This is a genomic window from Pseudomonas sp. PDM26 (genome assembly GCF_019219185.1).
In the GTDB taxonomy this organism is placed as follows: Bacteria; Pseudomonadota; Gammaproteobacteria; order Pseudomonadales; family Pseudomonadaceae; genus Aquipseudomonas.
The window spans coordinates 16,257-41,535 of the sequence record NZ_JAHUWC010000020.1; the positions used below are offsets into that span (position 1 = coordinate 16,257).

Here is a 25,279-nt window from a genome sequence, read left to right on the forward strand (position 1 = left end):
GCCGCATGTTGCTACGCGGTTGCAGTCCCCATCGCGGGTAAATCCGAGATGGGGTCTGCGGGCGGTAAAGTTCTGGCTGCGGTGGCCTTTGCAGCGGGAACTTCAGGGTACTGGCCAAGTCAATTGGGGCCCTGTATCGCAGATGCCGAACAGCGCTGTGGTCTGTTTTACTGTAGGAGCTGGCTTGCCAGCGAAGAGGCCCGAAAGATCGATGCACAATTCAAGGCCGCCTTCGCTGGCATGCCAGCGTCCGCCCCTGATGCCAACCAAGCGTCTTCTGTCGGGTCTCGTCCTGGCGTTCTGCGCCGTCGCGTCGTTTTGTTCGGTCGCTGCCGAGCGAAGCGCGCCCGCGCAAAGCAACAGCGCATCGACCACCCTGATCGAAACAGCCTCGCGGCAGTATGAAAATGGCCAACTGGACCAGGCCGCCGCCACGCTGGAGCGTGCCTTGCATATCCAGCCGAACAATCCGGCGACGCTGCATTACCTCGGTGTGTTGCGTCTTCAGCAGGGGCAGTACCAGCAGGCTGAAACCTTGGCGGCGCGCTCGAACATGCGGGTTGGTCGCAACGTCGAGTTGCGCAACCGCAACTTCCAATTGATCCAGGCGGCGCAGCAGGCCCAATCTTCGGGTACCCCACCCAATGCCAAAGAGGATCTGGTCGCAGTACAGAAGGGGCTGGAAGAGGAGACCCAAAGGCGCCGCGAAGCAGAAAAGGCCGTTGCTGAACAATCCACTCCGGTCACTGAGCACGACGCTGGCAACGACGCTAGCGCAGAGACAGATCGGGTTGCGCAAGTACCGAGGGCTGGCAGAGCCGGGCTCGAAGGAACATTACAAATGGCTAATGTCGAGCCAGAGCGGGCGTACGCTGAGGTTGAGATTCCCCGCGGCCATATGCCGCCTCCGGGTAAATGCCGAATCTGGTTTCCTGATCGTCCGCCGGGGCATCAGCCCGCACCCGGCAAATGCAAGAAACTGCGATATCGGGTTCCGTCAGGAGCCTATCTGGTGCGCGGTTGAGTTTCTGAGTGGCCACTTCTGGCCAGGGGGCTGATCGTCGCGAAGGGCTGCACAACCCATTGCAGCCATAGCCCAACGACTGTGATCGGGACAAAGCTACCTGCCGAAAACGGTACCAAATGCGCACTGACCGATCGTCGTCAATTGGATCAAAGCCAATACAGTAGCGCAATGGTATATAACCAGCCGATGCTGAGGATGATAGTCAGGTAGATCACCACGAGTACCAGAGAGTGATTCCACATGACACTGACCTCCCATAACCACGGTTTGAGGCGCGTCAGGGGCGTCTGATAAACCGAATAAACTCAGGTCACGCCCGTACCACAGCATCCGCGCTGCTCCTGAATCGGCGGGCACTTCACCGTGCCAAACGAACAGAACACACAGCAGTCACCGGGGGGCGGGCGTAGCAGGGTTTTGCAACTGCCACACTCGTAGAAGAACTGACAGGCATCTGTGGGCATGGCTTCCTGCCTGGCGAAACCGCAATGCGGGCAGGTCAACACGGACTCGAGGATGACGGCGCTCATGGTTGCCTCACTTGTGAACGGTGGAGGGATCGCCCGCATTCGTCCCCTTGCCGATTGGTTGAACCATCGTCTTCTCCATTGAATCGGTCTAACCTAAAGTCACTTTACACTCCGTACCCGGGTACAGAATCAAGGGGCGTGTGATGGCGACAGGGCTGAGTATCGGCAAGTCGGTGGAAACTGCCGGGGTGAACATCGAGACTATTCGCTATTACCAGCGACGTGGCTTGCTGGATGAGCCGCCAAAGCCGCTCAGCGGTTATCGATGCTATCTACCGTAGCAGGTCAAACGGTTGCGTTTCATCAAGAGGGCGCAGGCGCCGGGATTCACGCTAAAACGTAGCTTATTCCTTGCCCTGGGGGAAAGCTCAAGCCCCCGTGCTTCGCTCTCAGGGTCATTACCACTCAGGCGGGAATCGGGCAATCCAGTGCCTGGCAATCTCCTCGCGCCGGCAGACCCACACCGCGTCGTGGCCTTGCACGTAATCGAGAAAGCGCGCCAGCGCCATCGCACGACCAGGATGGCCACTGATCCGCCCATGCAGGCCGACGCTCATCATCTTCGGGTGTTGCGCGCCCTCCTGCCACAGCAGGTCGAAAGCATCCTTGAGCAGCTGGAAGAAGTCTTCACCGCAGGCGAAACCATTGGGCAGCAGATAGCGGGCGTCGTTGTTGACCAGTGTGTAAGGGATCACCAGGTGGGCGGGCGAGCCTGGGAGCCAATAGGGCAGATCATCGTTGTAGGCGTCCGAGCTATAGAGAAACCCGCCTTCCTCACGCAACAGGCGACGGGTGTTCTGGCTGACCCTTCCTGTGTACCAACCGGTGGGGCGTTTACCGCAGATCTGCTCGATCACGTCGAGGGTGAGGCGGATATGGCGCTGCTCCTGGTCTTCAGGTATGTCGCGATAGTCCAGCCAACGGTAGCCATGCCCGGCAATCTCATGCCCGGCAGCACAGAGCGCATGGCCGATCGCCGGGGTGAGTTCCAGCGCCCGGCCGACGGCGAAGGCGGTCAGCGGCAGGCCTCGAGCGCTGAACAGCTCCAGAATCCGCCACACACCTGCGCGCGATCCGTATTCGTACATGCCCTCGACGCTCAAGTCCGGTTCTCCCACACGCGGCGGGCGGCCCGGAAGCTCGTGAAGCCAGGCCTCCGACTGTGCATCGCCATTGAATATGCAGGACTCCGCGCCCTCTTCGATGTTGAGGACGAACTGGACCGCGACGCGCGCCTCACCGGGCCATCGCGGGTGGGGCGGGCAGCCGCCATAACCGATGAGGTCGCGAGCGGACATCAGCCCAGCTCGAAGGTGGTGACGCCGAACACACGTTCGTGCGCGATCGCCGGAGGAGGGCCGAGGTACATGCGTGCGCAGCCGAAAACCTCGATCATGCCCTGTTGGTGCACGAGCGCCATCGCGGCGGGGTTATTCTCCGGGACATCGAGAAACAGCGGGCCACCCTCGGCAAATTCCGCCAGGCGCGCGTAGAGGGCATTGGCTGCCAGGGCGTCATCGGCGAACAAGGGGCCGATCTTGTAGCCTTCCCGGCAGCGCCTTACTACGCCATAGCCGCTGAGCCCGCCCTCGCGCCGGCAACCCACGGCGAGTGCATCGGCCTGGGCTATCCATCCGCTCAGGAAGCTTGTGCGTGCGGCGGGGAAGCAGGTGCGGTCGTAATCGACAACCTGATCGAACGGGAAGGTGGCCAACGGGACGATGTCCTGGCCTTCTACCTGCGAGGTCGCCGGGCGTTCGGTGAGATCGGTACGAAAACGCATGTTGCGATGGGAGAAGACGAAACCGCCCTTGGCGTAGTAGTCCTGCATCGCGAAGACGCCGTCCATGCCGATGCTCGCGCCTGGGCGCAGGCGGGCGAGGAGTCGCTCGCGGCGTGCGTGCCAGAGGGTATTGCCCAGACCTTGACCGCGATATTCAGGCCGGACGATGAAAAAGCCCATGAAACCGAATTCGCCATCGTAAGAGGTGATGGCACCGCCGCCGATCAATTCGCCGCCCTGGTACGCCGCGATGAAGGCGGCAGGGTCCGTAGCCCAGAACAGCTCGGCATCGTGAAGGCCGGGATTCCAACCCTCACGGGCAGCCCAATCGACGAGCTCGTCCAGTTCGGGACGGGTCATGTTGCGTATGACCAGCTGATTCGACACCGCGAAGTTCTCCTCAGTCGCTAATCGAGCGTGTGGTCCATCCCCGCTCTGAACCCTTTCGGTATAGCTTCAACCCGAGTATTGATCCAGGGCGTCGTATGCCCGTCGTGGCCAAAACCCTGGAGAACATGTGGCTCATCATGGGACCCCTGTTGAGCCGTTTCCACGCAGAAGTGCCCAAGCGAGAACTCGCCAGCTCCAAGCACAAGCATTTCGAAGTACCGCAGGCCTTGCGCGACCGGGATTCGGCCAAGGCCAAAGGGGCGATGCAAGCCGACATTGCATGGGGCGAGCTGATGATCGAATGGCCGGAGAAAAAGGAAAACCTGGCCTAGGCGTGAACCCTGTCGCCGCTTTCCAAGGTTCCTGACGCCATCGCCCGAGCTCCCCGTAGGAGTGTCGGGCGTTGTCGTATTACGCATTCGCAGCGGGCGTTTTATTTCAACCGGCCGAGCAATACCTTGCCGACCTCGGTGGCCGAGGCAGGATTTTGGCCGGTGATCAACTCGCGATCGACGACGACATTGGGCGTCCAGTTTTCCGTGTTGCTGCTGTACAACCCACCGGCTTTCTCAAGCGCGGTTTGCGGGTAGAACTTCATCTCGCCACCGTTGAGCAGGCCTTTGGCTGCTTCCTCTTCCTTGTTGCTGATAACGGTCATCTTGTAGCCCGCATAGATCCAGTCGGCGCTGGCGTTCACCGGTTTCGCGGTCTGGAGTTGGCGGGTGAAGTTCTGCGCATCAGGCAAGGTCGACAGCAGGGCGATTGGGCCATGGCAGACGAGGGCAGTGGTCTTGCCTTGAGCATGGAAGTCCATCAGCAAGCGACCCAGCGAACGGCTGTGCAGCAGATCCTGCATCGGCGCATGGCCACCAGGAATGTAGACTGCATCGAAATGCGCATAGCCGATCTGTTCCACCCGGGCGAGGCTGATGACCGGTGATTGATCCGGCACAGTGAGTTTCAATTGGTCGAGCAGATGCTTGTAGGTCTCAAGCACGACCTCATCGTTATTGAAGTACATTTTGTCGATAGACGTCTTGTCCACGGTCGGGACCCTGCCATTCGGGGTCGCGAAGGTGATGGAGTGGCCAGCGTCGAGCAGCATCTTCACCGGTTGCAACAGCTCGTTCAGATAGAACCCTGTCGCGAAGACCTTGCCATCCTTCAAATCGAGTGTCGCCGAATCGGAAAGCACCACAAGCACATTGCTGGCGCTCGCTGTCAGGCTGGTACCGAGCAATGCTGTGGTCAGGGCAATACGGGTCAGTGTCTTCATGTCGTGTCCAGAATTAATCGGGCGACCGGTTGCCGCTCCTGCCTGGATACTCTATTGATGTGTGATATGGCGATAAACTATCGCCAATGGAATTCATTTGGACCTAGGAAGCAATAATGGCGCGTAGATTCGACCATCTCGGCGATGTGGAGGCCTTTATACGGGTAGTGGAGCAGGGCACTGTCAGCGCTGCGGCCGTCGCGCTGGCGACCACACCTTCAGTGCTCAGCCGCGCGTTGACCAGGCTTGAGTCGCGCCTTGGCGTACAACTGTTGCGACGTACCACCCGCAGGCTAAGCCTCACAGACGCCGGCAGGTTGTACCTGGAACAGACCCGTCTGGCGTTTACACAGATCGAAGAGGCGGAGCGAACCATTCGCGGCCAAGAAGGCGAGTTGAGTGGACGCGTGCGCATGAGCGTACCGACAACCTATGGGCATCACCGTCTGCCACCGCTGCTCAGCGCATTTACCCGGCAGTATCCTGCTGTCCAGGTGGAGCTGAGCATCACCAATCGAAACGTTGACCTGATTGCCGAGGGCTATGATCTGGCGATTCGTTTGGGACAGTTGCCTGACAGTGGCTTGGTCGGGCGCAAGCTGGAAGATGCTCGATTGTCTCTGGTTGCCTCCCCCGAGTACCTGGCTCGCGCCGGTGTCCCAGCGACACTGGAGATGTTGAGCGAACACGTTTGCTTGCCGTTCATCATGCCCAGCAGTGGCAAGATCGGGCCTTGGTTGTTTTGTCTTGACGGGGAAAACCTGGAGTGGGTACCGCACGCCAATATTGTGGTGTCGGATGATGTCCTCGGAATCGTTTCACTGGCACAAAGCGGTCTGGGAATCTGCCAGACCTATGACTTCATCATCCGCGACAAGGTGTTGCGCGGAGAGTTGGTAGAGGTCCTTGTGCAGTTGAGTGGGCGCAGCAGGCCATTCTCGATTATCTATCCGCCTCACCGGCAGTTGTCAGCCGCATCCAGAGCGCTGATCGACTTCATTTTAGCCAAGACTCAGTCCTGAGCTTCATCAACCAGACACCCAAGAGGGTGAGCGATCGAACTTCTTGGTCCGGTTGTGTGGGTGCTGAAAAACACTATGGATTGGCTTCCTTGCGTCAAACTGATTTGAGTGCTGAGAATTTTATGTGAAGCCATTTTTGCCGGTTTCAGATTCCCTTGTGCACTGGTGAAGGACAACAACCTCGTTTGGACATTTTTCGCCATCACGACAGGCTGCTTTTAGCCGATCGGTGCCTGTCGCGAAGGGCAACGTGCGACCCAAAGCAGCCCTTGATGTATGTTTGTTGTCGCCATATGTTATTGGCATTCATGGAGGATTCGGACTGATGGCACGCGTGGGATTGATACTGACACCCGGTTTTGCGGACTGGGAATATGCTTTCATTGCTGGAACTGCGTCCCCGTTTTACGGGATCGACGTGAGGTTTTTCGCTTCTGCTACGGGGCAGTTCCGCTCGCAGGGTGGATTGGCTGTAACTGTCGATAGCAGTTTGCAACAATGTCTGGACTGGAAACCGGACGTTGTTGTCGTCATTGGAGGAATGGTCTGGGAACGTGCAGAAGCACCGGATATTCGAGACTTTCTTCATGCCAGTCGTTCAAGTGGAGCGACAATTGCCGGTATCTGTGGGGGAACGCTGGCACTTGCGAGGGCCGGGCTTCTCGACACGGTTCCTCATACCTCGAACAGCGCTGACTTCTTACAACAAAATGCCGTAGGTTATGAAGGGCGCACGCTTTATCGAAGCAGTCCGGTAGCTGTGGTTGCAGACCGCATCATAACCGCTCCAGGCCCTGCACCCGTTAGCTTCACCTGCGCAGTGTTCGAAGGTGCCGGGTTATCTCCAGAGATCATTTCTCAGTTCAGGTCAATGTTGGCAGCGGAACATCGGTGACCGCTTCGTCCTGCAAAACAGCCGATCAGGTGATGTGTTCGAGTGGTTGCTCTTGGCCGGTTAGCGACCATTGCTCTGGCTAGCCATCCTTGTACTCCCACACGTGGAGGACTTGCCATGAACATCATCGCCACCTGCAGCCGTCAGCCTTGGAACAAGGGAAAATTGGTCGGGCAGAAAACCCCGCTTCGACTGAGAGATATCTGGGCCATCCGAGTAAGGCTGCATACCCAAGACCATCTATCCACTTGGCAATACGCTCGTATCGTCAAAGGCTGGGTGAAAGCCATTGGCCTTGATCCAGTCGGCACGGCTTAACGGCCATGATCCGCATGCGTATTTAAAGGGCGTACTCACGCAACTGCCGATGCAGCGGCCGAGTTGCTGCCGCATAGCTGGGCGCCCGTTTAACCACGCAAGGTCTTTTGGGCGGACGCTTACTGTCCAGGGCCTGGCCAGAAGGTTTTAGAAAATGCGTAAGCGATGGGCTTGAAACTGGAAGCAGGCTGCAGCTTCCGTTTCCCAGATGCCGACAGTTCAGTTGGAAGAGTTGTTCAGCTGCTGAAGCTCAAGTTGCTTTGCAGCACTGGCTTCGAGGTTTGCACGCTCTTCATCCAGATACCGATAAATGCTTTGGAAGTTGGCGATTTTCTGTTTGATTTCTGCCATCTTCTTTTCAATTAGCTTAGCGCCGTCAGCACAATCGATCAGCTTGTTCCGCTGCGCATCCAGAATCTCGCCTATTTCCCCCAGGGAAAACCCCATGCTTTGCGCGCGCTGGATAAAGTCCAGATCCTGCAGAGTTTGCGCTGTGTAAACGCGATAGTTGTTAGTTCCCCGCAGCGGTGAGATCAGGCCGATTTGCTCGTAGTAACGCAGCGTATGGCGGCTGGCGCCGCTGCGGGTCTCGAGTTCGCCGATTTTCATGAAAACACCGCTTGACTATAGAGTTGGGTCGATAGTTTACGCTTGATTTCTCACCTTAACCAGGAGCAGGGAAATGAGCGTGGAGTGCTTTGTCACGGGGGGGACCGGCTTCATCGGTCAACATTTGGTGGCGTACCTGAGTGCAAAAGGTCACACCGTTCGGGTGTTGATGCGTCGCCCAGAGCGACTAGCTGCACTGCGGGAGCAAGTCGACAATTTGGGAGGGAGCGCAACCCGGGTATTTGCCGTAGCTGGCGATCTGGAACGGGACAACCTCGGGCTGAGTCTTGCTGACCGAGAAGTGCTAAGGCACGCCAGAGTCATATTCCACCTGGGCGCCCACTTCGCTTGGGGGCTTTCAGTGGAGCATTCTCGTGCGGTGAATGTAGAAGGGGCAAAGCGCGTGGCGCTGTTGGCGGCTGAGCAAAAAAGCCGGTTAGTGATGATCGGCGGCTACATGCTGAAAAATCATGAACATCTGCAACGCATCGGGATTGATCCTCGTTATCCGGAGCTGACGAATTGGCCTGCCGTCTACCGGCATGTCGGTGGTTACGAGGGGAGCAAGCTGGAGGCGCACTTTGCGACCCTGGAGGTCATGTCCGCCAAGGGCGGGGAGATTACCGTTGTCCATCCCGCGACGGTTTGTGGCCACAGCCACACGGGGCATATCCTTGACGGTCAGCCGCTGGTGGAGCTGATACGCAACCTTGTACAGGGAAAGCTGACTGCAGTGCCCGGTACCGCCGAGCACTGGCTACCACTGGTTACCGTGGATTACCTGGTTGAACTGGTGGCGGTTTGTGCTTTTGATCCTGCCATGGTGGGTCAGGAACTGCTGGCGCTTGATGACCAAACTCCCAACTTGCGAGAACTCCTGGTACAGGTGGCAAAACCCGTTGGCTTAAAGTCTCCCAAGCATCACATTTCGCTGCGATTTCTGAAGTTGCTACTGAGTATTCCTCCCGTCGCGCGTTTTTTGAATACAAAACCCGAAGCCTTGGACTTTATCCAGACCACTCGTTTTGATACAACAGCGGTCGAGCAATTTGCCAACAGGCATGGAATAGCCAAACCGGATATACGCCAGTCTTTGCAGCACACTGCAACGTTCGTCAACTCATATTGCATAGCGAAGGACAAGGCCCGCTGACTTCTCTTGGGGGAGACAAAGCCGTTAGCCCCGATTAAATGGACTTTCCTAAGGTAAGTAATGCGGATTCATCAACTTGGAAGTGCAACCATCGTGCTTGAAATCGGCCCTTGTCGAGTCATTGTCGATCCTGTGCTGGGAGAGCAGGGTGCATAATCGCCTCTGGCTTGGGGGGTTGTTTGACTAACACTCAATCGCCTCAGCCATACGCTTGAGCACTACTTCACAGCGATGCATGGGAGTGAACGTCCACTTGATCCACCCTCTTTTTTCTGCCATTTCGTACTGGAACTTCAAGAAGGCCTACAGCCTCCTACTGGGCGATCCAGCTTATGCCACAATAAATACTGGGGTTGGTGGGATCTTCGTATCCTCAAACTTTGCGCCGTCGATGTGGGGCGGCATTCTATCGAACGACAAATCAGCGACAGGGATCGTCATCAATGCAATCTACTTTCAGCAAAGGCGTCATGTTTGCACTCTCCGCTGCGGCACTGAACGCAACGATCGGTGTACTCAGCAAAGTACTCATGAGTAATGGTTTCACCGCTAGCAGTGTCGCTGTCATCAAGACCGTACTTGGTTGCGTGCTTCTCTCGATCTTACTGTTTTTCCTCAAGCGCCCGGCGGCGTCGACCAAATGGACTCAGGCGGCTATCTGCGCCTTCCTTGGCATCTTTGTGCTGTTCCATTTCGAAACGTCCGCCTATCGACACTACGCTGCAGCAGGTGTGGTGGTGGTGCTGATGGCCAGTGCCTCAATTTCCTCGATCATTCTGGGGCGCATTTTCCTCAAGGATGCCATCACCGCGAACGCGACCGTGGGCGCCGCACTGGCCATCGCCGGGATCGCGGTGATCTTCGGCGGCGACCTGCAGCAGGGCTTTACCCTGCAAGGTGCTGCGCTCGCCTCCATGGCCGGCTGCGGCTATGGGGCCTTTTCGGTTGCCATGAAGCGTATGGGTGTGTCGGGGGGGCTGCACTTCACCCGACAATTGTTGTTCTTTGGCAGCCTGTACCTGCTGATGCCGGCTGCGGCCGATGGTTTCGTGATCGGCGAGCTGTCGCCGCTGGCGATCGCCGCACTGCTGGCGCTGGCCGCGCTGCCGACAATCCTGGGCTTCTTCTGCACCACCAAGGCCATCGAGTATCTCAAGCCATCCCAAGTGCAGGCGCTGGAGCTGACCGAGCCGTTGTTTGCCGCGCTGCTGGCGTTTGTGGCGCTCCATGAAGTACCGCGCGAAAGCCTGTACGCGGGAGCGGCACTGATCATCGTCGGCCTGTGTTTCTCCAATGAACTGATCCGCTTGGGCAGCAAAGCATCCGTCCCTTCGACCGAGTGAGCTATTTTCGGATCCTGATTGCTTTAGCAATCAGTGGTTTTTAAGTGTTTTGAGCGACTGACCGCTTCTGGCCTGTTTCAGCCTGTCGTGACCGGTAGAAGTCGACCCAATGCGGACAGTTACGGCGTACGGATGCTCGTGCGCTGGCAGTACCTTGCTTGGAGTCCAACAGGACCACTTGCCTTGCGCCACGCCAGTGACGGATGAAGGCTATGAGCTGACTGTAACCACCCTGATACCTCAGCCTTGATCATGCTCAGCAGCGTAATTGCACTGCGGCGATTTTGTTTCGCCCTGCGGGCGTCAGCTCGCAGCGTCTGCCCCAAGACTTCGTGGAAATGGCCGAGCTTGTTTCGTTCAAGAGTGGCGCCCGTCAAGTTTGGTTATTTGTGGTAAATGCGGAGCCTGTTCATGGCGCCGGCACTACGCCGCGCGCCATGAACGAAGATCGAAGCCTTATTCGACTGCCGTCTCGGCCACACGTTGAACCGTGGCCGGTTTCAACGGCGTCTCGGGCGAAGTCTGCGGCGTGTTCAGGTCACGGGCAAAGGTCCTGTCGTTTTCACCACGGAAAAAGTTCTTGTCGTAGATCAGCAAGCACAACACTACGCCGATGGCGAACGCCCAGCTCGCGCCCTTGATTGCCAGCACCGCGCCGATCACCCCGGCGATACCCAGGTCACGCTGGCTTCGCGCTTCCAGGATGCCCAGACGCACGCTGACATAACCTTGGATCAGCAGGGTCAGGGACAGCGCGACGCCCAGAATCGGTTGCACCAGGGTTACCACTGGCAACAGCAGCAGCCCGGTATTGGTCCCCCAGCGGAATGAGCCGACACCGCCAATGATCGAACCCATTGCCTTCGGCCCACCCTTGAAACGTTCGATGATCACCACCAGCATGGCTGCCCACTTCGGTCCGCACATGGCGACGTCGGGGCCGAAGATGCTCATGAAGGCGTTGCGTGCGCCGAAGATCAGGTGCGCGCGGTCCGGGTTGTAGTCGATCTTCTGGTCGGTGCGGATCTGTTCAGCTTCGTCCAGCAGTACCTTGGCGCTGAGCACGTCGCCGAACACGATGATGTACACCGCCAGCACCGTTGGAATTGCCGAGATGAACATCGACAAAGGCGGCATGCCGAGACCGAACACTGTGTAGTGGGTCCACAAACCAATGAAGTCCGGCTGGCTGATGCCCCATTGAATGGTCGGCCACGGCGCCTCGTTGAACAGCGGAGCGATGACCACCGCCAGCAGGACAATCGGCAGGATGCCGAGCTTGGCGAAATTCCACCAGAACGCGTTCTTCTGCTTGAGTACCTGGAAGTGCTGGGAAAAAATCAGGTAGAACGCCAGGCCCACCGCGATGGAGATCGTCCATGGGAACGCGTCAAACTTGCCACCCACCTGAAACACCGCGATCACGGCGCTCAGGCCCGCGCCGACGATGATCCCGGATTTCATGGCCGCCGGTATGTAGGTGAACACCCGTTTCGCCATCCCCGTGGCCCCCAGCGCAATGGAGAACACGCCGAGCATCAATTGAAACGCAATCAAGGCATGGACCCGTTCCGGGCCCACCGGAAAGGTTGCGCAATAGGCCATCAACAGCGGCACCGCCGGGGTGATCCAGCCCGGTACGGTCGGGTCGCCGAGCAAGTGGTGGGTGAGGTACAGCAAGCCGTTGAGCATGACCACCGCCAGTGCCACTTCGAATGGCATCCCGAGCAATTCGGTCATCAGCGGGATCGCCGCCAGGTCGACTGCGCACATCAGCAAACCTTGCAGGTAGTCCGGCAACTCGAATTTGTAGTGGATAAAGGGCAAGCGCACCTTGAACGGGCCAAGGGCAATGTACGGACTTTCATAGCGTGGTTCAGGGGAACTGGACATAGGCTGCACCTGTTTTATTGATCTTGTAGGGTGAGCGCTCGATGGGGCATCAAGCGTTGAACGGTTTGCGGGGCGCCAATCAAAACGCCGAGCGATAGATTTTCTCGATATCGACGGCGCTCAGGCGGCGCGGGTTGTTGCGCATCAGGCGCTCGATCTTGCTGGCCTCTTCGGCCATGGACGGGATGGCGTCCTCGGTCACGTCAAAGGCGCGCAGGCTTTTGGGAATCTCCACCGCCTCACACAGATCGGCCATGGCCTGCACCGCGGCATCGGCGGCTTGCGGGTCGCTCAGGTGGGACACGCGCAGGCCCATCGCTTCGGCGATATCACGCAAGCGCTCGACACAGGCCATCTTGTTCCACTGCATCACGTGCGGCAGCAGCAAGGCATTGCTCACGCCATGGGCGATGTTGAAGCGACCGCCCAACGGGTAGGCCAACGCATGCACCGCGCCGACACCGGCATTGCCAAAGGCCATGCCGCCCATGAGGCTGCCGGTGGCCATGTCTTCGCGAGCTTGCAGGTCGGCCGGGTTGGCATAAGCCTTGGGCAGGGCCTTGGTGATCAATTTGATGGCGCCCAGTGCCAGTGCGTCGGTGATCGGCGAGCGATTGACCGACAGATAAGCTTCGATGGCGTGGACCAGGGCATCCACGCCACTGGCGGCGGTGACGCTGCGCGGACAGGTCAGGGTCATGGCCGGGCTGACCAGGGCGACATCCGGCAGCAGGTAGTCGCTGACGATGCCCTTTTTCAGTTGCGCTTGCTTGTCGGAAAAGATCGCGACGCTGGTCACTTCCGAGCCGGTGCCGGCGGTGGTCGGAATGGCGATCAGGGCAGGGCCCTTTTGCTTGACCAGGTCGACGCCGAACAACTCGGCCAACGGGCCGTCATGCCCGGCGAAGGCCGCGACGCCTTTGGCGATGTCAATGGCGCTGCCGCCTCCGAGGCCGATCAGGCCGTCATAGCCGCCTTCGTGGAATGCGCGGGTGCAGTCTTCAACAATGGCGATCTCCGGTTCAGGCTTGACCTGATCAAAGACGCCGTAACGCCGACCTCCCAATTGCGCAAGGGCAAGGTCAACCGTGCCGGACTTGACCAGCACCGCATCGGTGACGATGAGCGGAAAGTTGATATTCAGGCGGGTGAGTTCAACGGATAGCTGCTCGAGGGCAGCTTCTCCGGTAATCAGTCGATTGGCGATTTTGAACGCTGAGGCAGTCATCGGCTCGTCCTATGTAGTTGTTGTTTGCGCAAGGGCGTGTCAACCGGACATAGCGAATGGCGTGCCAGAATGCGCAAAGCCCCGGATGGCGGGGCTTTTCGGGAAACAGGGGGGATTGATGCAGGGGAGTTGCGATCAGTATCCTGATCGCCTGGGGGCTGTTTGATTCAAATACTAATCAAACGTTGTCAGTCAGAGTGTTCCCAGCGCTTCATTTTTTGCACCACGGTGGCCTGGCTCACACCCAGGGCCTTCGCCGCCAGGCGGGTGGTCTTGTGCAAGCGCAGTGCCGCGCGAATCGCCGCGCGTTCGGCGTTCTCGACAATCTTGCGCAGCGACAGGCGGCCCTGGTCGGTGTCCTGCGGGCTTAGGTTGAGTATCTCTTCGGGCAGATCCAGCGCCTCGATGCTGTCGCCCTGGGTGGTGACCACCAGCCGCTCCACCACGTTGATCAACTCACGGATATTGCCTGGCCAGGCGTACTCACACAGCAGGTCGAGCGCTTCCAGGCTCCACTGCATCTGGCGTGCGTAACGGCCGTTGTAGGTCTCCAGGTAGAAATGCAACAGCGCCGGGATTTCCTCACTGCGCTCGCGTAGGGCGGGAATGTGGATGGGGACGACGTTGAGTCGGTAATACAGGTCCGCGCGGAACAGCCCCTGTGCCACCCGCTGCTTGAGGTCATGATGGGAGGCACTGATGATCCGCACGTCCACTTCCTTGAGCTCCAGCCCGCCAACCGGAATGAAGCGATTTTCTTCGATCACCTTAAGCAACTTGACCTGGACCGGTAACGGCAAATCGCCAATTTCGTCCAGAAACAACGTCCCGTGGTGGGCCAGTTCGAGCAGGCCACGCTTGCCTTTCGGCCCGGCGCCGGTAAAGGCACCGGGGACATAGCCAAACAGTTCGGCCTCAATGAGATTTTCCGGCAGTGCACCGCAATTGAGTGCCAGAAACGGCTCTTTGGCACGGGGGCCGGCATTGTGGATGTATTGCGCGACCAGGGTCTTGCCGACACCTGTTTCACCTTGCAGCAGCACCTTCACCGAGCTGCTGGCCACCTGGCGGGCCAGGGCGAAGACCCGGCCGGAAACTTTTTGGTCCGCCACGGGCAGGGAGTTCAACAGTTCGTCGCGTTGACCGGCATGCAATTGCGCGGTGCTGTTGCGCAGTTGTTTGAGTTGATGCAGTTCGTCACGCTCATGCTTCATGCGCAATAACTCGGTCATGTCGCGTACGGTGCTGACCACGTAACGGATGCGATTGGCGCTGTCGAAGATCGGTGTGGCGCTGACCAACAGTTTTTTCCCGTGACTCACGCTCTGCATCACCGAAACGGGCAAGCCTTCGCGTAAAACCCGCAGGGTGGCGGACTGAGAGATCGTCCCTTCATTGACCAGCACTTGCATGGAGCGCCCCACCAGTTCGGCACTGTTGAGGCCGGTCAAGCGTTCGTAGGCCTTGTTGACCTTGAGTGTGTTGCCATCGCCGTCGGTGATGTAAACGCCGTCGTGCAGGGCGTCCAACAGTTCTTCGAAACTTGCGTCATTGACGTTCATGCAGGAATCCAGGACAGCATAGTGGGGTGTTTAGAGCGCTAGCTTAATGCGTCATCCCGGTCATTTTCGATCGAACGCTGCGGTTTTTCAGCCGCGCCGCTATCGCAGCGATGAAGATCGGCACGATCGGCAGGATGAACAATTGCTCCGGGTTCCATTTCAGGCCCAGCAGCAGACCGCCGCCATACGCGCCGAACACCGCGCCGCCCGTCATCCAACTGATCCCCGTGGAGAGAATGCGTGTGGGGTAGTAGTTGGCAGCCTTGCGTACCCTCTTACCCGTTGTCTTGATGCCCACAGCTCCCCCGTTAATTATGTGGGGCGCACGACATCAAAGGTGAACCGGAGCCGCGGTCCGGAATAGAAACCGCGGCGACCGATCAATCAGGCGGCGGGGAGCAGGCCTTTCTGTTTGGCGACATGAGTCGCCAGTGCGTCCATCAAGTCCGGGGACAGGCAGTCATAGGGTTCCAGGCCGATCGAGCGCAAGCGCTCGCGGATAGCCTTCATTTGCGCTGGCGGTGTGCCGGTTTCGATGATGGAGGACACGAACGCCGCGAATCCCGGCGCAGACCATCCGCTCTGTGGCGAAAGCTCGGTGTGGACGAAGTCCAGGCCATAAAACGCATGGTCCTTGTTCTCGATGCGCCCAAAGAGATGGGCGTGACACTGCTTGCAGGCGTGGCGCTGGATGGTGGCGGATTCGTCGACAATCGCCAGTTTTTCGCCGTGGGCAATGACGCTGACCTTATCTCGAGGCACCACGGCGATGACGGCGAATATTGCATTTTTTGGTTTCCAGCATTTGCTGCAGCCGCACGCGTGGTTATACATAGTTTGCGAGTCGATCCTGACCTCGACCTTGTCGGTCGCGCAAAGGCATTGCAGGGTGCCACCTGTGAAATTCGCGGCGGCGGGTTGGATACCATTGTCCAGTGCAGGGTGAAGTTGCAAGGTGCTCATGCTGGCGTCTCCGTTTCAGGGTGTCAGACAAAAGTGCCTGGGGCCGTGCCCCAGACCGGTAGTTCATCGGAACTCCATGACCGCGCGGATCGATTTGCCTTCATGCATCCGATCGAACCGCGGCGGATTTCGAAAAGGACACAGTGCATAAACGAGTGACCTCCTTCGGTGCGACCGGTCGGTTACCCAGATCAAGAATAGTCTGCGATGACGTATCGAGCGCGGCCAGGACCAGCGCAGGGGCGAGTGTGCCGAATTCAGATGGAATCCGCACACGCCCAAGGTTTTTCAGGCCTGCTTCTGGCCGGTCAGCGACGGCCAGGCATTAGATCAACGATGCCTTGGTTCGCCGTAGCATGTGGGTACCGTACATGATTGGGTCAAGGCCAATGGCTGTCACCCACGCTTATGTTCTCCATGGGCTATGTCTCGGACTCGCAGCGCTATCCGACCCACGGCGGTCATTCGCGCAATCGTTGGATCGGTGCATGTTTTCCTGCATCGTCAGGAGTGCCACGTACCTATCTCAGGGTGAATGCTGTTTTGAGCGGTATGACAACGTTGCGCAAGTTGTCTTTAAGCGTGATATCTACCGTCCAGATACCTGTGGGATCGTCTGGTTCTCCGATGAAATTGATCACGGGGGCGGCGAGGTACAGGTGATTCGACTCCACCTTGAGGTGTCCTTGAAAACAGACGATATCTCGCTGATTGATCGACTCAGTACCATCCGGCCTTATGACTTTCAGATCGCACGTTATGTTTGCTTCGTGATTGGCATTCAGCTTCGGGTTGGCAAAAAAAATCAGCGTAAAGATCCATTTACCTTGGGTAGCAACCTTTGATTTGTTAAATACGGGAATGGTTTCGGGCGAAGTATTCCACTTTTTTTCCCAATCGGGATCGGAGGTGATTAATAGTGAGCCACCAAACTCGCCGACGGATCGTCTTGATTCAGTGTCTGGGTATGGATTGCCATTTGAATCCTTCCAGTAACCGGCATGCAGATTTGACCACGAAAGCGACATCGCGATGAAAACGGTGAGCAATCGACGGTTCATGGGCGACTCACTATAAGTGGACGATATAAGTTGCGTAATGCTTGCGCCATTTGTGTCTGATGACGCGCCTTGTCCATGTGTAATGCCTAGTTCCGCTTGAGTGTAGCGGCAGAAAACGCAACATAGTGTCACGAGAACCAATGACAGGGTTTTTGTGCTCGTAAGGTGTCTTGAGCATGGTGCTCAGGGTCCGCTTTTGGCCGAGATCGGCAGCTATGGAGTGCTCTGCAGGTGTTGCGCCTGGCACAGAGCGACCAAGGCGGGCGTTCACGGGGGACAGCGCTCTGACCACAGGCAACGGCCGTACTATAATTAATGTCTGTCAATGTTTGCGTGGCGAGCGCTCCAAAACGAATCAGGTATCGATCGCGTTCACCTGACAGGCAGCGGGCGGCACAGCAAATGGGATGGACAGTACGTCTGATTACGCGAGAGAGGGTTCAGCCATGAAAAATCACTCCTTCCAGCATTACGCTCATGGTTTGGAAATGGCCGTTCACGATGCATGGATTACCGCCAAGGTGAAGTCGGCCCTGGCATTTTCCGATCCGACCCTTAGCCTGCATATCAATGTCAAAACCCATGCGGGCATAGTGGGGTTAAGCGGCCGCGTCAACACTCATAGACAGTGTGAACAGGCCATTGGTCTGGCCCGTTCGGTTCATGGTGTCGCCGAAGTCGATGCCAGCGACTTGCAGACCCATGTGTTCACGCCAGGGAGTTTTCCAGAAGCGCCCAACGCCGAAGAGAGCACTGAGCGCCGGCCACAATCGTCAACGAAGATGGACGACAAATGATAATGGCAACTTTGTAGGCGCCGCGCTCCCAGTCGGGAACCGAGGGCGGAGGGAAGCTGAATGCCTGTGTGCCCCAGAGTGAATCGTCCATGGTTTCGTGGACATTTGCGACTGGCTGCTGATGGCCGATCATGGTTACAAAGCGTGCTGGTCATATCCGATGCAATCGGTGGTCAGAACGAATGCAAATGACTGCTCAGGTCGAATGCAAGCGGGTGGTCAAGTGGAGCGCAATTTCGCAACAGTACTAGCGATGGTTGCGATAGCGTTCGGTCAAGGACTGCACGAGGGTAACGTAGGATTGCGTCTCGGCGTAGGGAGGCACCCCGTTGTACTCGACCACGGACGCTTCGCCAGCGTTGTAACCTGCCAACGCCAGCACTTGGTTGCCGTTGAAGCGCTTGAGCAGCCAGGCCAGGTAGCGCACGCCGCCACGAATGTTCTGTCGTGCGTCGAACGGATCGTCCACGGCGAAGCGCTCGGCGGTGGCGGGCATCAACTGCATCAGCCCCTGGGCGCCGGCTTCGGAAATGGCGTTGGGGCGAAAGGCCGATTCGGCATGTATCACTGCGCGGATCAGCGCCCTGTCGACACCATAATGACCCGAAGCGGCTTCGATCTCCCGCCGATAGGAATGGGTGTCCAGGCGCAGTGAGGCGACCTTGAAATCCTTCGGCGCCATGCACAGATAGCAGCCCTTGATGTAATAGAGCTCAAGGACATCGACCCGTGCGGAGATTCCGACGGGGCGCCGGCTCACAAATTGACGAATACCCTTGTGGATGAAGGTGTACACCCGAATCCGCACCGCGCCTGAGTCGTCGTCCCGCACAAGCCGTGGCAGGGCCATTGCCTTGGCACCGACACCGGCGCCCGCCATGCCATTGAGGCGAGTGCAGCGGGCGCTGGCGATGGCTTGGCTGGTGTAGCTGATGGCTCCGTCCCTGGCCTGGCACTTGAACATGGCGCTGGCGCACAGTGGAGCGACCAGCAAGGCCAGCTCGATGCAGCCAAGAAGGCTCTTGCGAGCCCATCGCCATGCTCTGGAATTCATCACATCGCTCCGCGCCGCAGGTGCCGATCAGGCCTGGGGCGCCTGGCCCGGGCGCTGCCTTTGGAGGGCCTATTCTGGGTGACCCGCTTGTTGTTCTGATAGTTATACCCCTTGTAACCGGCCTTGGAACTTGCGTTGACGTACGGGCTGCCGGCGTTCCCAGGCGAGGCGCAGGCCAACAGTGCTTGATGCCTGACGACTGGATAGGGGGCATCCCGACGCAAACGGATGTCTCCTTCTGGCCGTTTTCTACCTGTCTCGACCGGTTGAATCCACAACTCATAGTGGACGAGATCAAGCAGCGAGAGCCTGCTAGCCTTGAGTGTCAACTAGCCTGCAAGAGTACTGACGATGCAGATGATTAAAGTAGGGGGCAGTGGTTTGAATCATCTCCGTGCGTCCTTGCGTCAGGCTGGATTGCCTTACGACGATGTGAGCTATCCAGGACGGCAGTTTTACCGGTTTGAAGTGGATGGGAAATGGGTAGCATATGGAGGATTGGAGGGGGCTGGTCCCGATCTTCTGCTGCGCTCTCTGGTGGTTTGCGAGGAGCATCGTGGAGCGGGACTGGGAAAAGCGGTGTTGTCGGAACTGGAACAATCAGCGGCCTCCCAAGGCGCAGCCCGACTGCATTTGTTGACCCAAGACGCGGTTGATTTTTTTGCAATCAGTGGGTACGTACTGCTTGATAGGGACAAGGCGCCTGTCGCCATTACCCAGACAGCTCAGTTCAAGCATTTGTGCCCTTCCTCGGCAAGCTACCTGCGGAAAACTTTAAGCGCTTCCCATTGTGCGAAGTAACCCATCGAATCGCTTCCGGGCCATCGCTAGCGTGGATAGTCACGCGAGCGATGGCTAAGTGCTATTTATATAATTCAAAGCTTCCGAATCGGGTTATTGGCTGGCAAGGGCGTGGAGCGCGACCCGCGAAGCGGCCAGGTCCCAAGCCGCGGTACCAACGCTTTTAAATACAACGGGCCGTGACCAATCGATTGGGCCGCGAATGGCTGCGGCCAGCGATCTGACTTGAGACCAATCCACACCTGCCCGCAACAGGTCGCCTGCTTCGTGCTGCGCACCGTCAGTATCGTCAGCATAGAGAACGCTACCGTCCAGAGTGACTTTGCCAAGCTCCGCCATCTCCGGCTTGAAAGCACCTACACCAATAATCAACCGACCAGGTTTGGCTGGCTCGTTGTAGACCGGCTCTGTGCTGGTGGTTACGGTGATCACCACATCCACGTCGGGAATGCTGTCGCCGCACGGTTGCAAATGCTCGTGCAGCTCTCGATTGTTGTTGCAGAAGTCTGCCGTCGCTTGCGCGTCAATCCCTCGAACCCACAGCATGCACTGTGGGTAAAGAGCATTGATCGCTTGTACGTGATGACGTGCTTGTGCGCCGGTCCCGAACAGTAAGATCTGTTTCGGTTCATGCTTGAACAGCGTCCGAATCGCCAGCAGGGTTACTGCCGCAGTGCGACGCCCTGTGACCTCCGGGCCGTCGAGCAAGCACTTTATTTGTCCGGTTACGGCATCACATACGGTTACCGTGCCGTTGATCGTGGGCAGCTGACGCTGCACATTCCCCGGCTGGACGTTAACCAGTTTGTGGATGCCGATGTCTTGGGCGGTGGCGGGCATGCTCAGCAAAACACCGCCGTCACCCAAGGGTACAACCAAGCGCTCAGGGCTCAGAATTGAGCCGGCTTCCAGCTCGATTGCGGCTTGGGCAATAGCGTCAACGAGTTTTTTGAAATCCAGCAGTGCCGCTGTCTGTGCTTGATCACAGACGGTAACTGAAAGGTTTTTCGGGGCGGCATTATTCGCCAGCATATTAGTCATTGAATATTCCTTTTGCTGAGATCAGTAGTGGCGGATGTCGGAACGAAACTGCTGTGCGCGCAAGTGCGTTGATAAACGGCCTGTGCCTGGCGTATGGACGGCACAGCCATCGCAGGCAGGCCGTACTCTTATGTGGCCTCAGTGTAAAATTTGCGCAAGAAAGGCCTTGGCCCGTGCACTGTTCGGGGTGCTGAAGAAGTCCTGAGGCGGTGCGTCCTCAATGATCTGGCCGCCGTCGAGAAACAGCACGCGCTCGGCCACTTGCCGGGCAAAGCCCATTTCGTGGGTCACGCAGAGCATGGTCATGCCGCTGCCGGCCAGGTTAACCATCACATCCAACACTTCGCTGACCATCTCCGGGTCGAGCGCCGAGGTGGGTTCGTCGAACAGCATGATTTTGGGTTCCATGCACAACGCCCTGGCGATGGCTACGCGCTGTTGCTGGCCCCCCGAGAGCTGGCTGGGGTACTTGCTGGCCTGGCTGGCGATACCGACTTTTTGCAGGAAGTGCCGGGCCAGTTCCTCGGCCTTCTTGCGGCTCATGCCACGCACCGAAATCGGGGCCAGGGTGCAGTTATCGAGCACGCTCATGTGCGGGAACAGATTGAAATGCTGGAACACCATGCCAATTTCACTGCGGACCTTGGCGGCCTCGCGGCTGGTCTGGGCCAAGTCGGTGTCGTTGACCAGAATGCGGCCTTTTTCGGCGATTTCCAGGCGGTTGATGCAGCGGATCAGCGTCGATTTTCCGGAGCCGGAAGGCCCACAGAGCACGATGCGCTCGCCTTCGCGCACTTTAAGATCGATGTTGTGCAGCACATGGAAGGCGCCATAGAACTTATTCAGGCCGGCGATATCAACCACCACCTTACGGGAGTCCGGGCTTGCGGCGAGCGGAGTGTCTACAAGGGCAGAGAGGGCGTGCATGGTCTTGTCTCCGGCAATCAGTGAAAGCGCTCGGCGCTGTACGGGGCAGGGTTGGTAAAGGGGGTGGCACCGGTCATCAACTCGGCCAGCAGACGGCCGCAGACCGGGCCGAGGGTCAGGCCATGGTGGGCATGCCCGAAGTTGAACCACAGACCTTTGTGTCGTGGCGCCGGGCCGATCACCGGGCACATGTCCGGCAAGCATGGACGGCGTCCCAGCCAAGGCTCGGCATCCAGGCGTTCGCCCAGCGGATAGAAGGCGCGCGCCAGCTCTTCACAGCGACGTAGCTGGATTTCGTTGACCGGGTCCCGGCTGTCGGCGAACTCGATCCCGGTGGTCAGGCGAATGCCGCCGACCATGGGTGCCAGGACATAACCGCCCACCGGGTCAAGCAGCGGTTGTTGCAAGCGCGTGCCAGGCAGGGCGGCATAGTGCATGTGATAACCGCGCTTGATCGCCAGTGGAATGTCATACCCTAGTGGCTCGAAAATGCCCCGGGCTTGCGGGCCGAGGGCGACCACGGCTTCGTCTGCGATCACCAGGCCCTGTTCGCTCTGCACTTCCCATTTACCCATGCGCTGGCGCAAGGACAGGGCGTCACCAAGGACGAACACGCCGCCGCGTTTGACGAACAGTTCGGCATAACCGCGTGTCAGGCCGCCGGGGTCGCTAACGGTCTTGGGGTCCAGCCAGTGAATGCCGCCGACCACGCAGCTGTGCATGCCCGGTTGACGGGCATGCATCTGGTCGCGGTCGAGCACTTCGTAATTCAGGCCATAGTCCATGAGCGCAGCAGCGTCGCGTTGGGCCTTGGCAAACGCCGGTGGAGAATTGTAGGCCTCGACCCAGCCACTGGCCTGGATCAAGTGATCCATGCCGGCCGGTGCACAGAGCAGGTCGTGTTCGCTGACGCAGCGCTCCACCAAGGGCAGCATGGCCCGGGTTGCGGCGGCCAAGCCCTTGGTCCCGGAGTGCCGCCAGTACTGCAGGAGCCATGGAATGGCTTTGGGCAGGTACTTCAGGCTGTAGCGCACGTCCGACTGCTGGTTGCCCGCGTAGCGCAACAGGCTCGACAACTGGCGCGGGAACGCGTAGGGAATTACGCTGGCGCGCTCGATCAGCCCGGCATTGCCGTGGCTGGTGCCGTTACCCGGCTGCTGGCGGTCGATGAGCACGACCTTACGGCCACGGGCCTGTAACTGGAGTGCGGTACTGACGCCGACAATCCCTGCGCCCAGAACGATGGTTTCGCAATGCATGGTATTTCCCTGATGCAGGGGCGCGCACGGCAGCCCGAAACAATTTGGTTTACTGCAGGTGACGGCCGAGGCGGCCCTCGAGCGCTTTCAGGCTGCGCCGCACGACTTCCACAATCAGCAGATAGAGCACGGCGGCCCAGAGGTAGATCTGGAAGTCGAAACTGCGCGAGAAGGCCAGCTTGGTCACCCCCATCAAGTCGTAGATGGTCACCAGCGAGGCAATGGCGCTGGCCTTGATCATCAGGATCAGTTCATTGCCCAGCGGGCCAATGGCGACCAGCAGCGATTGCGGCAGGATGACTTTGCGAAAGGTGGTCCAGCGCGACAGGCTGAGGGCTTTCGAGGCCTCGCGCTGGCCTTGGGTCACGGCCAGGATGCTGCCGCGCAAGATCTCGGCCTGATAGGCCGCGGTGTTCAGGGTGAAGGCCAGCAGCGTGCAGAACCAGGCGTCACGGAAGAACCACCACAAACCCACGTCCTGCCAGAAGCCTTTGAACGAACCCAGGCCGTAATAGAGCATGAACAGCTGTGCCAGCAGCGGCGAACCGCGGAAGAAATACACGTAGACGCCGGTAAAACGGCTGATAAAGCGGTTACTCGACAACCGGCCCAGGGCGATCAGCAGACCGAGCAGGGCGCCAAGGGTGAAGGAAATAGCCACCAGCTTGGCAGTCACCAACAGACCTTCGATGAAACGGGGACCGTAACGCTCCAACAAGTCAGGGCTGAGGAGCAGATTTTGCAATTCATCGAAGCTCATGGGCGAACGCTCCGTTGATGGCGGCTGAAATACTGCTCCAGGAACTGGAACAGGCGGCCGGAAATGGCCGAGAAAAACAGGTAGCCAAAGCACGCCACGGTGTAGAACAGCATCGGTTCCTTGGTGACGCTGACCGCCAGGTTGGTCTGGCGCATCAGGTCGACCAGGGAGATGGTCGACACCAGCGAGGTGTCCTTGAGCAGTGACAGCCAGTTATTCGACAGGCCCGGCAAGGCAATGCGCACCAATTGCGGCAGTACCACCTTGATAAAGGTTGTGCGTCGGGACAGGCCAAGGGCGGCAGCAGCTTCGAACTGGCCCTTGGCCACGGTTTTGAAGGCGCCCAGCCAGATCTGGCTGGAAAACGCGGCGAACACCAGACTGAAGGCGATCATCGCGGCGACGAAGGGGCTGATCGCGACTTCGGCTTCGTAGCCCATCGCGGCCAACAGTTTCTGCGCACCGATCTGGCAGCCGTAATAGATTATAAGCAGGGTCAGCAGCTCGGGCAGTCCGCGGAACACGGTGGCAAACACCGTGCTCATGGCCCGCGGCCAGCGACGTCGGGAGCGGGAGGCCAAAGCCAGGCCCAGACCCAGCGGCAGGCCAATCGGCAGGCAGCTCAGGGCCAGGACAATGGTCACCAGAGCGCCGGCCAGCAAGGCTGAACCCCAGCCGCCGCTGGCGAAGGATAGCAATGACAGGTTTTCGAACATGCTCGAACCCTCTCGGTAAATTAAACTCGCACGCCCTCGCCGCACCCGTGTGCGGGTGCGGTGCAGCATGTCGGCAAGTAACGACCCTCAGGCGCGCCTGAGGACTCGGGGGATCAATAGATATCGAAGGCGAAGTAGCGACTGGAAATCTTCTTATAGGTGCCGTCGGCGACGATTTCATCCAGCGCCTTGTTGAAGCGCTCGCGCAGGACATCATCACCCTTGCGCACTGCGATCGAGGCATCGGCGGTGGTGCCGTTGACGTCGCCGATGATCTTGCAGCAGTCCTTGCCAGCGCTGTCGACCCAGGCCAGCAGCGGGAATTTGTCGGCAATCACCCCGTCGATCCGGCCAGTCGCCAAGTCGCTGTTGGCTTCATCGAGGGTAGGGTAGAGCTTCACGTCGGCACCGGCTGGGCCGTAATGATCTTCGGCATAGATGGCCTGGGTCGAGGATGACTGGGCACCGACCGTGCGGCCCTTGAAGTCGGTCTGGGCGTCGGTGATGTTCGAGTCCTTGGATACCGCCACGGACAGGGGGGTACGGTAGTAGTGCCGGGTGAAATCGATTTTCTGCTTGCGCTCATCGGTGGCGATCATCGAAGCCACGACCGCATCGTATTTCTTCGCCATTAGCGCCGGGATAATCCCTTCCCAGTCCTGGGCGACGATGCTGCATTGCACGTTCATGCGTTCGCACAGCGCGTTGGCGATATCCACATCGAAACCGTGCAGCTTGTTGTCCGAGTCAACGTAGTTGAACGGCGGGTAAGCGCCTTCGGTAGCAATCTTCAGTACTTCAGCCTGCGCGCTGGTGGCCCCGGCCAGGACCATTGCGCATACACCGGCAAAGCGAATGACGTGTTTCATCC

Annotated in this window: 26 protein-coding genes and 4 pseudogenes; 11 read left to right on the forward strand and 19 right to left on the reverse strand. The window is 58.6% G+C overall.

Annotated features, from left to right (window positions below; all coding sequences use genetic code 11):
• Positions 1 to 55 precede the first annotated feature (55 nt).
• The gene (locus tag KW849_RS29145; RefSeq protein ID WP_371319194.1) at positions 56 to 1,024 is read left to right on the forward strand and encodes a tetratricopeptide repeat protein; all 969 of its coding nucleotides are present in this window, start codon (positions 56 to 58) and stop codon (positions 1,022 to 1,024) included.
• A gap of 308 nt (positions 1,025 to 1,332) precedes the next feature.
• Here KW849_RS29145 and KW849_RS29150 read toward each other — a convergent pair whose 3' ends face one another.
• Positions 1,333 to 1,557 carry a GDCCVxC domain-containing (seleno)protein gene (locus KW849_RS29150; protein ID WP_218433073.1) on the reverse strand — a complete coding sequence of 75 codons (225 nt, stop codon included), beginning with the start codon at positions 1,555 to 1,557 and terminating at the stop codon, positions 1,333 to 1,335.
• A 143-nt stretch (positions 1,558 to 1,700) separates the two neighbouring features.
• Between KW849_RS29150 and KW849_RS29155 the strand changes: the two are divergent.
• Positions 1,701 to 1,835: pseudogene (locus KW849_RS29155) on the forward strand (MerR family DNA-binding transcriptional regulator); the annotation flags it as partial.
• 120 nt (positions 1,836 to 1,955) lie between these two features.
• On the opposite strand, the gene KW849_RS29160 reads toward KW849_RS29155, so the two are convergent.
• Positions 1,956 to 2,855, reverse strand: a complete 900-nt coding sequence (locus tag KW849_RS29160; RefSeq protein ID WP_218433075.1) for a polysaccharide deacetylase family protein — start codon at positions 2,853 to 2,855, stop codon at positions 1,956 to 1,958.
• Positions 2,855 to 3,727, reverse strand: coding sequence for a GNAT family N-acetyltransferase (locus tag KW849_RS29165; protein ID WP_218433077.1), 873 nt, complete (start codon positions 3,725 to 3,727; stop codon positions 2,855 to 2,857). The genes KW849_RS29160 and KW849_RS29165 overlap by 1 nt, the downstream gene beginning before the upstream one ends.
• A gap of 98 nt (positions 3,728 to 3,825) precedes the next feature.
• Between KW849_RS29165 and KW849_RS29170 the strand changes: the two genes are divergently transcribed.
• Positions 3,826 to 4,062, forward strand: a complete 237-nt coding sequence (locus KW849_RS29170; RefSeq protein ID WP_218433086.1) for a hypothetical protein — start codon at positions 3,826 to 3,828, stop codon at positions 4,060 to 4,062.
• 101 nt (positions 4,063 to 4,163) lie between these two features.
• Here KW849_RS29170 and KW849_RS29175 read toward each other — a convergent pair whose 3' ends face one another.
• Complete coding sequence (locus KW849_RS29175; protein WP_218433088.1) at positions 4,164 to 5,006, reverse strand: type 1 glutamine amidotransferase domain-containing protein; 843 nt, start codon at positions 5,004 to 5,006, stop codon at positions 4,164 to 4,166.
• A gap of 116 nt (positions 5,007 to 5,122) precedes the next feature.
• On the opposite strand from KW849_RS29175, the gene KW849_RS29180 reads away from it, so the two are divergent.
• The 4 genes and pseudogenes from KW849_RS29180 to KW849_RS29195 all read left to right on the forward strand — a co-directional run.
• A complete protein-coding gene (locus KW849_RS29180) occupies positions 5,123 to 6,028 on the forward strand; it encodes a LysR family transcriptional regulator (RefSeq protein WP_218433090.1) in 906 nt (301 codons plus the stop codon).
• A gap of 325 nt (positions 6,029 to 6,353) precedes the next feature.
• Positions 6,354 to 6,923: a DJ-1/PfpI family protein gene (locus KW849_RS29185; protein ID WP_218433092.1), complete on the forward strand. Its 570-nt coding sequence runs from the start codon at positions 6,354 to 6,356 to the stop codon at positions 6,921 to 6,923.
• Positions 6,924 to 7,040: 117 nt separating this feature from the next.
• Positions 7,041 to 7,226: pseudogene (locus tag KW849_RS29190) on the forward strand (hypothetical protein); the annotation flags it as partial.
• A pseudogene (locus KW849_RS29195) lies at positions 7,213 to 7,334 on the forward strand (transposase domain-containing protein); the annotation flags it as partial. The pseudogenes KW849_RS29190 and KW849_RS29195, both read left to right, overlap by 14 nt.
• A 126-nt stretch (positions 7,335 to 7,460) precedes the next feature.
• Here KW849_RS29195 and KW849_RS29200 read toward each other — a convergent pair.
• A complete protein-coding gene (locus KW849_RS29200; protein ID WP_218433094.1) occupies positions 7,461 to 7,850 on the reverse strand; it encodes a MerR family transcriptional regulator in 390 nt (129 codons plus the stop codon).
• A 73-nt stretch (positions 7,851 to 7,923) separates the two neighbouring features.
• Between KW849_RS29200 and KW849_RS29205 the strand changes: the two genes are divergently transcribed.
• A complete protein-coding gene (locus KW849_RS29205; RefSeq protein WP_218433096.1) occupies positions 7,924 to 9,003 on the forward strand; it encodes an SDR family oxidoreductase in 1,080 nt (359 codons plus the stop codon).
• A gap of 443 nt (positions 9,004 to 9,446) precedes the next feature.
• A complete protein-coding gene (locus tag KW849_RS29210; RefSeq protein ID WP_218433104.1) occupies positions 9,447 to 10,346 on the forward strand; it encodes a DMT family transporter in 900 nt (299 codons plus the stop codon).
• 456 nt (positions 10,347 to 10,802) lie between these two features.
• Here KW849_RS29210 and KW849_RS29215 read toward each other — a convergent pair whose 3' ends face one another.
• From KW849_RS29215 to KW849_RS29240, 7 genes and pseudogenes are all read right to left on the reverse strand, one after another.
• The gene (locus KW849_RS29215) at positions 10,803 to 12,239 is read right to left on the reverse strand and encodes a hypothetical protein (protein WP_218433106.1); all 1,437 of its coding nucleotides are present in this window, start codon (positions 12,237 to 12,239) and stop codon (positions 10,803 to 10,805) included.
• A 79-nt stretch (positions 12,240 to 12,318) separates the two neighbouring features.
• Positions 12,319 to 13,467: an iron-containing alcohol dehydrogenase gene (locus tag KW849_RS29220; protein WP_218433107.1), complete on the reverse strand. Its 1,149-nt coding sequence runs from the start codon at positions 13,465 to 13,467 to the stop codon at positions 12,319 to 12,321.
• A 188-nt stretch (positions 13,468 to 13,655) separates the two neighbouring features.
• On the reverse strand, positions 13,656 to 15,029 hold the full coding sequence (locus tag KW849_RS29225; RefSeq protein WP_218433109.1) for a sigma-54-dependent Fis family transcriptional regulator: 1,374 nt from the start codon (positions 15,027 to 15,029) through the stop codon (positions 13,656 to 13,658).
• Between the two features lie 43 nt (positions 15,030 to 15,072).
• A complete protein-coding gene (locus KW849_RS29230) occupies positions 15,073 to 15,327 on the reverse strand; it encodes a hypothetical protein (RefSeq protein WP_218433110.1) in 255 nt (84 codons plus the stop codon).
• A gap of 86 nt (positions 15,328 to 15,413) precedes the next feature.
• A complete protein-coding gene (gfa, locus tag KW849_RS29235; RefSeq protein ID WP_218433119.1) occupies positions 15,414 to 15,992 on the reverse strand; it encodes an S-(hydroxymethyl)glutathione synthase in 579 nt (192 codons plus the stop codon).
• Positions 15,993 to 16,320: 328 nt separating this feature from the next.
• A pseudogene (locus tag KW849_RS31580) lies at positions 16,321 to 16,398 on the reverse strand (integrase); the annotation flags it as partial.
• 115 nt (positions 16,399 to 16,513) lie between these two features.
• Positions 16,514 to 17,053 carry a hypothetical protein gene (locus KW849_RS29240; protein ID WP_218433121.1) on the reverse strand — a complete coding sequence of 180 codons (540 nt, stop codon included), beginning with the start codon at positions 17,051 to 17,053 and terminating at the stop codon, positions 16,514 to 16,516.
• 446 nt (positions 17,054 to 17,499) lie between these two features.
• Here KW849_RS29240 and KW849_RS29245 point away from each other — a divergent pair, with 446 nt between their 5' ends.
• Positions 17,500 to 17,850 carry a BON domain-containing protein gene (locus KW849_RS29245; protein ID WP_218433128.1) on the forward strand — a complete coding sequence of 117 codons (351 nt, stop codon included), beginning with the start codon at positions 17,500 to 17,502 and terminating at the stop codon, positions 17,848 to 17,850.
• 247 nt (positions 17,851 to 18,097) lie between these two features.
• Here the strand turns inward: KW849_RS29245 and KW849_RS29250 are convergent, their stop codons facing one another.
• Positions 18,098 to 18,904, reverse strand: coding sequence for a lytic transglycosylase domain-containing protein (locus tag KW849_RS29250; protein ID WP_218433130.1), 807 nt, complete (start codon positions 18,902 to 18,904; stop codon positions 18,098 to 18,100).
• A gap of 351 nt (positions 18,905 to 19,255) precedes the next feature.
• Here KW849_RS29250 and arsN2 point away from each other — a divergent pair, with 351 nt between their 5' ends.
• Entirely contained in the window at positions 19,256 to 19,705 is a 450-nt protein-coding gene (arsN2, locus tag KW849_RS29255) for an arsenic resistance N-acetyltransferase ArsN2 (protein ID WP_218433132.1), read from the forward strand.
• A gap of 93 nt (positions 19,706 to 19,798) precedes the next feature.
• Here the strand turns inward: arsN2 and lhpI are convergent, their stop codons facing one another.
• The 6 genes from lhpI to KW849_RS29285 all read right to left on the reverse strand — a co-directional run bounded on the left by lhpI (position 19,799) and on the right by KW849_RS29285 (position 25,277).
• Positions 19,799 to 20,746, reverse strand: a complete 948-nt coding sequence (lhpI, locus tag KW849_RS29260) for a bifunctional Delta(1)-pyrroline-2-carboxylate/Delta(1)-piperideine-2-carboxylate reductase (RefSeq protein WP_256357435.1) — start codon at positions 20,744 to 20,746, stop codon at positions 19,799 to 19,801.
• 138 nt (positions 20,747 to 20,884) lie between these two features.
• Positions 20,885 to 21,673 (reverse strand): amino acid ABC transporter ATP-binding protein, encoded by a 789-nt coding sequence (locus KW849_RS29265; protein WP_256357436.1) that lies wholly within the window; start codon positions 21,671 to 21,673, stop codon positions 20,885 to 20,887.
• A gap of 17 nt (positions 21,674 to 21,690) precedes the next feature.
• Positions 21,691 to 22,932 carry an FAD-binding oxidoreductase gene (locus tag KW849_RS29270; RefSeq protein ID WP_218433134.1) on the reverse strand — a complete coding sequence of 414 codons (1,242 nt, stop codon included), beginning with the start codon at positions 22,930 to 22,932 and terminating at the stop codon, positions 21,691 to 21,693.
• 49 nt (positions 22,933 to 22,981) lie between these two features.
• On the reverse strand, positions 22,982 to 23,692 hold the full coding sequence (locus tag KW849_RS29275; protein WP_218433142.1) for an ABC transporter permease: 711 nt from the start codon (positions 23,690 to 23,692) through the stop codon (positions 22,982 to 22,984).
• The gene (locus KW849_RS29280) at positions 23,689 to 24,408 is read right to left on the reverse strand and encodes an ABC transporter permease (protein WP_218433145.1); all 720 of its coding nucleotides are present in this window, start codon (positions 24,406 to 24,408) and stop codon (positions 23,689 to 23,691) included. The genes KW849_RS29275 and KW849_RS29280 overlap by 4 nt, the downstream gene beginning before the upstream one ends.
• Before the next feature lie 113 nt (positions 24,409 to 24,521).
• Positions 24,522 to 25,277, reverse strand: a complete 756-nt coding sequence (locus tag KW849_RS29285; RefSeq protein ID WP_218433154.1) for a transporter substrate-binding domain-containing protein — start codon at positions 25,275 to 25,277, stop codon at positions 24,522 to 24,524.
• Positions 25,278 to 25,279: the final 2 nt, after the last annotated feature.

What these genes read in the sequence shown, in the direction of transcription:
- KW849_RS29150 (WP_218433073.1), bottom strand. Translation starts at nt 1,557, where the DNA reads ATGAGCGCCGTCATCCTCGAGTCCGTGTTGACCTGCCCGCATTGCGGT.
- KW849_RS29160 (WP_218433075.1), bottom strand. Translation starts at nt 2,855, where the DNA reads ATGTCCGCTCGCGACCTCATCGGTTATGGCGGCTGCCCGCCCCACCCG.
- KW849_RS29170 (WP_218433086.1), top strand. Translation starts at nt 3,826, where the DNA reads ATGCCCGTCGTGGCCAAAACCCTGGAGAACATGTGGCTCATCATGGGA.
- KW849_RS29175 (WP_218433088.1), bottom strand. Translation starts at nt 5,006, where the DNA reads ATGAAGACACTGACCCGTATTGCCCTGACCACAGCATTGCTCGGTACC.
- KW849_RS29180 (WP_218433090.1), top strand. Translation starts at nt 5,123, where the DNA reads ATGGCGCGTAGATTCGACCATCTCGGCGATGTGGAGGCCTTTATACGG.
- KW849_RS29185 (WP_218433092.1), top strand. Translation starts at nt 6,354, where the DNA reads ATGGCACGCGTGGGATTGATACTGACACCCGGTTTTGCGGACTGGGAA.
- KW849_RS29200 (WP_218433094.1), bottom strand. Translation starts at nt 7,850, where the DNA reads ATGAAAATCGGCGAACTCGAGACCCGCAGCGGCGCCAGCCGCCATACG.
- KW849_RS29205 (WP_218433096.1), top strand. Translation starts at nt 7,924, where the DNA reads ATGAGCGTGGAGTGCTTTGTCACGGGGGGGACCGGCTTCATCGGTCAA.
- KW849_RS29210 (WP_218433104.1), top strand. Translation starts at nt 9,447, where the DNA reads ATGCAATCTACTTTCAGCAAAGGCGTCATGTTTGCACTCTCCGCTGCG.
- KW849_RS29215 (WP_218433106.1), bottom strand. Translation starts at nt 12,239, where the DNA reads ATGTCCAGTTCCCCTGAACCACGCTATGAAAGTCCGTACATTGCCCTT.
- KW849_RS29220 (WP_218433107.1), bottom strand. Translation starts at nt 13,467, where the DNA reads ATGACTGCCTCAGCGTTCAAAATCGCCAATCGACTGATTACCGGAGAA.
- KW849_RS29225 (WP_218433109.1), bottom strand. Translation starts at nt 15,029, where the DNA reads ATGAACGTCAATGACGCAAGTTTCGAAGAACTGTTGGACGCCCTGCAC.
- gfa (WP_218433119.1), bottom strand. Translation starts at nt 15,992, where the DNA reads ATGAGCACCTTGCAACTTCACCCTGCACTGGACAATGGTATCCAACCC.
- KW849_RS29240 (WP_218433121.1), bottom strand. Translation starts at nt 17,053, where the DNA reads ATGAACCGTCGATTGCTCACCGTTTTCATCGCGATGTCGCTTTCGTGG.
- KW849_RS29245 (WP_218433128.1), top strand. Translation starts at nt 17,500, where the DNA reads ATGAAAAATCACTCCTTCCAGCATTACGCTCATGGTTTGGAAATGGCC.
- KW849_RS29250 (WP_218433130.1), bottom strand. Translation starts at nt 18,904, where the DNA reads ATGAATTCCAGAGCATGGCGATGGGCTCGCAAGAGCCTTCTTGGCTGC.
- arsN2 (WP_218433132.1), top strand. Translation starts at nt 19,256, where the DNA reads ATGCAGATGATTAAAGTAGGGGGCAGTGGTTTGAATCATCTCCGTGCG.
- lhpI (WP_256357435.1), bottom strand. Translation starts at nt 20,746, where the DNA reads ATGACTAATATGCTGGCGAATAATGCCGCCCCGAAAAACCTTTCAGTT.
- KW849_RS29265 (WP_256357436.1), bottom strand. Translation starts at nt 21,673, where the DNA reads ATGCACGCCCTCTCTGCCCTTGTAGACACTCCGCTCGCCGCAAGCCCG.
- KW849_RS29270 (WP_218433134.1), bottom strand. Translation starts at nt 22,932, where the DNA reads ATGCATTGCGAAACCATCGTTCTGGGCGCAGGGATTGTCGGCGTCAGT.
- KW849_RS29275 (WP_218433142.1), bottom strand. Translation starts at nt 23,692, where the DNA reads ATGAGCTTCGATGAATTGCAAAATCTGCTCCTCAGCCCTGACTTGTTG.
- KW849_RS29280 (WP_218433145.1), bottom strand. Translation starts at nt 24,408, where the DNA reads ATGTTCGAAAACCTGTCATTGCTATCCTTCGCCAGCGGCGGCTGGGGT.
- KW849_RS29285 (WP_218433154.1), bottom strand. Translation starts at nt 25,277, where the DNA reads ATGAAACACGTCATTCGCTTTGCCGGTGTATGCGCAATGGTCCTGGCC.